We start from the raw sequence: 5,417 nt of genomic DNA on the forward strand, positions 1-5,417 counted from the left end.
CCCCAACTGGGCGACGAAATCCGCTTTGGCGCGGTCCTGTTCGCCAGCGGGCAACACGCGCAACTGGCAATTAACCCCCGTGAGGCCGGCGGCGGCCTTGCCAAACGTGTCGGCGGTAACCACATGGACCGTCAACGACTGCGCCAGGATGTTGAGCGCCGCCTTCACCCCGGGAAGCAGGATTCCATCCACGGCCAGGGTGCCATTGTAGTCCAGTACCAGATGATCGAGGGACAGCTTACCAAAACCGGGAATTTCAATGGATATCATCTGTGCCTCCTTTGCTTGCACTGACGGATTCCAGAATCGAACACCACGAAAACGGCCGCTTACGGGCGTGCCCGTGAACCGGCAAGCCGGAATCCGGCCAGCGGCAGATGGTTGAGGGTGACACCGGTAATGACCATCAAGGCGCCGATCAACAAGGATGGTGTCACCGGTTCTCCCAGGATCACGTGGGCCAGCCCGATGGCCCAAATGGGCACGAAGTTGATGAACAGGCTGGCCCGCGAGGGGCCGATGGACCGAATCCCCTCGTAGTACCAGACAAAGCCCAGGACCGTGCCGAACAGCCCCAGGTAGGCCAGATTCATCCAATCCAAAACCGTATAACCCGGCATGGCCGACGGCATGCCCTCCAGACAGGCCGGAACCAACAGGGCCAGCATGCCGACCACGGCGGCGCAGAAGGTCGCCATCAACGGTGAGAGCACCTGCATGACCCGTTTGCCGAGCAGCGAATAGGCCGACCAGCTGAGCACACAGCCAAAAATGAAAAGATCCCCCATTCCGAGCCCATCGGAAAACAGTGTCAGGGGATGGCCGCCGGAAATCGCCAGGATCGCACCGCTCACCGAAATAAGGATGCCGGCGACCTTGGGCAGGGAGAGCGACTCATGGAAAAAAACGCCGCCAAGAGGGAGATCACGATGGGGTTGTTGGCGATGATGATGGACGCCCTTCCGGCGGCGATCAGCTTTAGGCCATTAAAAAAAAGCGCGTTGTAGGCGAACACGCCGGTCATCCCCAAAAGCAACACCCCGACCAACTCCCGGCGGCCGAGAGACGGCAACTTCTCTTTACGGTTGAATACAATGGCGCCAAGCAACGCACTGGCAAACAGGAAACGGAAAAAAGCCGCGGAAAATGGGGGCACGGCACCGGCCAGCGACCGACCGGCAATGAACGTCCCGCCCCAGAAAAAAGCCACGAGAAGTAGTTTTAAATACGTCAGTACCATGTGAACCAGGAACGCTTTGACCCCAACGATGGGTGATTTTAGATTAAAGTCATGCGTTTTTCTTGCCGATAGCACACCTTGGCAAGTGGTCTTATCGGGTTTCAGACCAAATCGCCAGAACAATATTTCCCCCGCAGCCAAAACAGGTCTGCCGGCCAGGAAACGCGCCCATCAACAGGAGAAGGGATCATGCCGAACTCACGATCGGATATCGAGCGGACGGAAATGGACCGACAGCTGATTGAGTTTATCATCAACCTGCCGCTGTTCGAGTTCATCGAAAGAGAGGATCTATCCGTGGTGGCTGCCCGGATGACATTCATGGACCTCATCCCGGGGCAGGTCCTTTTCAAGGAATGGGACCGGGCCGATTTTGTTTGTTTCGTTGAGCGTGGGGAGTTGGATGTGACCAAAAAAACCGGCCCGAACAGCAGCGCGGTACAAGCCACGCTGGGCCGGGGTCGCTCCATTGGTGAGATGTCCATTATCAACAACTTCCCGCGATCATCGACGGTAATTGCCCGAAGCGCCGTGCGGCTGGCGGTATTTCCCCAACCGGCGTTTGAGGAAATTCTGGAGATACGCGTGGACATCGGCGTCAATATTTTGAAAGGGCTGGCCAACCTGCTCAGTGCAAACCTGAAGAAAACCTCAAGTCGCCTGGCCGATAACATGCTTCCCTTGGGATAAGGCTGGCGGCCCGGCCAGCGACCATTCCGGGGCGGAAAAAAAACGGATTCGTAAAGCGCCCGACAATCGGCCCCGGCACGCATCCTTCGTCACTGTTGGTCCGCCATTTCCGCCTTTTCCTCCAATTCCACCATCTTTCGTTCGGAGATGATTCTCTTGTCCACCATGATGTCGCCGATTCCGGCCCAACGCAGCACCTTGACCTTCAGGATGGTTTCCGGCCGCTTGTTTTCCAGACTGTAGAAGGTGTACTTCAGGGTCAGTTCGGCCTTGGGCAAGATCGAAATGGAATGTCGGTAATAGATGAAATGGTTGGCCAGGATGTAGTAGCCAGCGGCGATCAGCAGGCCCATCACAATATATTTTTTAATCTGTTCCTTCACGAAGCCCCTCCCGAAGCCATTGGACTGAAAGATTGACGGATGCGTAAAAAGCAGCCTTCCCCTTGCGGGGAAACATTTAGGTTCATGAAGTCACCCGAATTTCGGGTCACTTCCTTAGAAGCCTGATATCGGCTATCGACACCCTGACTTTATTCGATTTCGGCATCCGCTTGAGCTTCCTTTAAAAAGGGATGTCCTCTGCATCGGAATCATCGCCAAAAGACATCATCTCACTTGCCAAATCAAAAAAGACCCCCAAAGCATCGCATAAATTCTTCACAATACGGCTATGGATCTCTTTTTCATTGATATCCTTGGCCTTTGACATGGCTTTCAATTCTGAGATTAATTCTTTTGACAATCCACCGATAATTTTTTCGGGATCCATTGATTCTCCATTTCGTTTGTTTTTTATGAACCGTCGGGTTTACGAATCCGTTTGGACGCCGTTGCGTTTTAAAAGCAATTTCCGACCTCGGCGCTGCATGGCCGGGCTGCCTTTCCCGGGTCAGCTTTAGCGATCACGCCGGCAGATATCCCCGTGCCAACGTCTGAAATTCGTCGGTTTGCCGACGCACCCAGGCCGCGTCCCGCTCCATCAGATCGGCCATGATGCCGGCCACGGTTTCGGCCATCGCCATGCTGGCCGCCGTGTCCAGGACCAGCGCGCGGGTGCGGCGGGCGAGCACATCTTCGAGGGTCTGGGCCATTTCGTTCTGCACGGCCCAGACCACCTCGGCCTTGCAGTAGGGCAGACGCGCGTGCAGGCGTTCCCCCATGGCCGGCTGGTCATCCATGATGCGGCGCAGGCGAACCGCGTCGGACCCATAGGCCACCAGCGGATCCCGGGGATCCATGTTTTTCAGCCAGCCATGGATGCGCAGTTTGCCGGTACGGCAATGGGCCTCGGGCAAACCGGCGATGAGCGCTGCCTGGTTGACCGTATCCTCGGCCATCTTGCGATAGGTGGTCCACTTCCCGCCGGCAATGGTCACCAGCCCCGAGGCGGAAACCTCCAGATGATGATCGCGGGAAATCGAAGCGGTGCGCTTGCCCTCTCCGGAACTCACCAGCGGCCGGATGCCGGCAAAGACGCACAGGATGTCGGCCGGTGTGGGGTCCTCGACCATGTACCGGGCGGCATGTTTGATAATGAATTCGATCTCCGAGGCCAGCGGGCGTGGCTCCAGGCTGGCCTCGGCAATCGGTGTATCGGTGGTTCCCACCAGCACCCGATCGTGCCAGGGCACGGCAAACAGGACGCGCCCATCCTCGGTTTGGGGAACCATGATGGCCGTGGACCCCTTGAGGAAACGTTTGTCCATCACCAGGTGGATCCCCTGGCTGGGGGTGATCAGGGGACGGCTGGTCGGCTCGTCCATGCGCAGGATGCGTCGGTAAAGATGCCCGTGGCATTGATCACCACGCGGGCGCGCACATGATGGGATTCGCCGCTGAGCGCATCCGTAAGATCGAGCCCGTCCACCATCCGGCCTGCATGGGTCAAACCGACCACCTGCATGTAGTTGATGGGCACGCCCCCGGCATCGACGATGGACTGGGCCAGGTTGATCGCCAGCCGCGCATCGTCGAACTGGCCATCGTGGTAGATCACCCCGCCCCGTAGCCGGTTGGGTTCAAGCGTGGGAATGCGCGCCAGGGTCTCCTCCTTGGAAATCCACTTGGAGGGCCCCAGTCCCAGGCGGCCGGCCAAGAGATCGTACACCTTCAGGCCCACACCGTAGAACGGACCGTTCCACCAGTCGTAGTTGGGAACGATGAAGGACTGGTTCTGCACCAGATGCGGGGCGTTTTGCATCAGCAACCCGCGTTCATGCAAAGCTTCGAGGACCAGGGACACATTGCCCTGCTGCAGGTAGCGCACACCGCCGTGAATCAGTTTGGTACTGCGGCTGGAAGTTCCCTTGGCGAAGTCGTGCTGCTCCACCAGAAGGGTCTTGTACCCCCGGGAAGCGGCGTCCAGGGCGCAGCCCAGGCCGGTGGCACCGCCACCGATCACCACCATATCCCAATAACCGTCATAATTTTTCAACTGATCGAGCGATTGATTTCGATCCATGGGGTCCTCCAGGATAGATATGTCGGGATTTAGCTATTTCGTGGGGGAAGCCGCACTGCCTCTTTGCTGCCATCGCCGATCCCCCTATTTTCCTGATGTCATAAACACGCATCGTTTTTCAGCGAACAGGCCGAGAGGATCTGGTCCGGATGGGAGCGGTCCCGATAGACGGTGATGCCCTTGAGGTTCATGGTCGTGGCCTCCATGAACAGGTCGCGAATCTCCGCCGCCGTGATCGTCTCGGGCAGGTTGACCGTTTTGGAAACGGCGTTGTCGGTAAATTTCTGAAATGCCGCCTGGATTTTCAGGTGCCAGCGGGGATCGATGTCCCAGGCGGTCTGGAAGATCGCCGTCGATCGCCCGCCCCGCTTTTTGATGGCGCGCGTAGATGGGATGCCGGTCCGTGTAGGTCTCCCCGGCGATGCGACGCTGGACCTCGAAAGCGAAGACCGGCTCGATGCTGCTGCTCACGCCGGCCAGGATGCTGATCGTGCCGGTGGGCGCGATCGTGGTCAGGGTGGCGTTACGACGCCGCTGGGTCCCGTGCCCCGGGAAGACACTGCGATGAAAGGCAGGAAAATTGCCCCGCCGGGCGGCCAGTTCGGCCGAGGCGGCCTCGGCGGCCTGCTGGACGCGGGACATGACTGCCTCGGCCAGTTCCACGGCCCGCTCGCTCTGGTAGGGGACGCCCAAAAGGATCAGCATGTCGGCAAAGCCCATCACCCCCAAACCGATTTTGCGGTTCATGCGGCTCCACTCCTCGGTCTGGGGAATCGGGTGACGGTTGACCTCCACCACGTTGTCCAGAAAATGCACCCCCAGGCGCACCAGGGCTTCGAGTTTACCGAAATCGAGACGGTCGCCGTCGAGGATGCGGGTCAGGTTGATCGACCCCAGGGTACAGGATTCGTAGGGCAACAAGGGCTGCTCGCCGCAGGGATTGGTGGCCTCCAGGGGGCCCTGGTCGGGAGTGGGATTGGCCCGGTTGATGCGGTCGATAAAGAGCAGGCCCGGATCGCCGGTG

The 5,417-nt window shown here is 58.7% G+C and carries 6 protein-coding genes and 3 pseudogenes; 1 reads left to right on the forward strand and 8 read right to left on the reverse strand.

All coding sequences use genetic code 11. From position 1 onward, the window contains the following. From JCM12296_RS32185 to JCM12296_RS46520, 3 genes and pseudogenes are all read right to left on the reverse strand, one after another. A pseudogene (locus tag JCM12296_RS32185) lies at positions 1-270 on the reverse strand (HAD family hydrolase); the annotation flags it as partial. 59 nt (positions 271-329) lie between these two features. After that, positions 330-854, reverse strand: a complete 525-nt coding sequence (locus JCM12296_RS46515; protein ID WP_246805209.1) for a DMT family transporter — start codon at positions 852-854, stop codon at positions 330-332. Next, entirely contained in the window at positions 851-1,240 is a 390-nt protein-coding gene (locus JCM12296_RS46520; RefSeq protein ID WP_246805211.1) for a DMT family transporter, read from the reverse strand. Before JCM12296_RS46520 ends, JCM12296_RS46515 begins: the two co-directional genes overlap by 4 nt. 189 nt (positions 1,241-1,429) lie before the next feature. On the opposite strand from JCM12296_RS46520, the gene JCM12296_RS32195 reads away from it, so the two are divergent. Next, positions 1,430-1,930 (forward strand): cyclic nucleotide-binding domain-containing protein, encoded by a 501-nt coding sequence (locus JCM12296_RS32195; protein WP_054701728.1) that lies wholly within the window; start codon positions 1,430-1,432, stop codon positions 1,928-1,930. Between the two features lie 89 nt (positions 1,931-2,019). On the opposite strand, the gene JCM12296_RS32200 is transcribed toward JCM12296_RS32195, so the two are convergent. From JCM12296_RS32200 to JCM12296_RS51105, 5 genes and pseudogenes are all read right to left on the reverse strand, one after another. Further along, positions 2,020-2,313 (reverse strand): hypothetical protein, encoded by a 294-nt coding sequence (locus tag JCM12296_RS32200; protein ID WP_054701731.1) that lies wholly within the window; start codon positions 2,311-2,313, stop codon positions 2,020-2,022. 181 nt (positions 2,314-2,494) lie between these two features. Continuing rightward, complete coding sequence (locus tag JCM12296_RS32205) at positions 2,495-2,701, reverse strand: hypothetical protein (protein WP_054701733.1); 207 nt, start codon at positions 2,699-2,701, stop codon at positions 2,495-2,497. Positions 2,702-2,834: 133 nt separating this feature from the next. Next, positions 2,835-3,269, reverse strand: coding sequence for a glycerol-3-phosphate dehydrogenase C-terminal domain-containing protein (locus JCM12296_RS51100; protein ID WP_422699203.1), 435 nt, complete (start codon positions 3,267-3,269; stop codon positions 2,835-2,837). Between the two features lie 63 nt (positions 3,270-3,332). Beyond that, positions 3,333-4,393 (reverse strand): annotated as a pseudogene (locus JCM12296_RS46530) (glycerol-3-phosphate dehydrogenase/oxidase); the annotation flags it as partial. An 84-nt stretch (positions 4,394-4,477) separates the two neighbouring features. Next, a pseudogene (locus tag JCM12296_RS51105) lies at positions 4,478-5,417 on the reverse strand (hypothetical protein); the annotation flags it as partial.

The sequence above is a fragment of the Desulfosarcina cetonica JCM 12296 genome, assembly GCF_001311845.1.
Taxonomy (GTDB): domain Bacteria; phylum Desulfobacterota; class Desulfobacteria; order Desulfobacterales; family Desulfosarcinaceae; genus Desulfosarcina; species Desulfosarcina cetonica.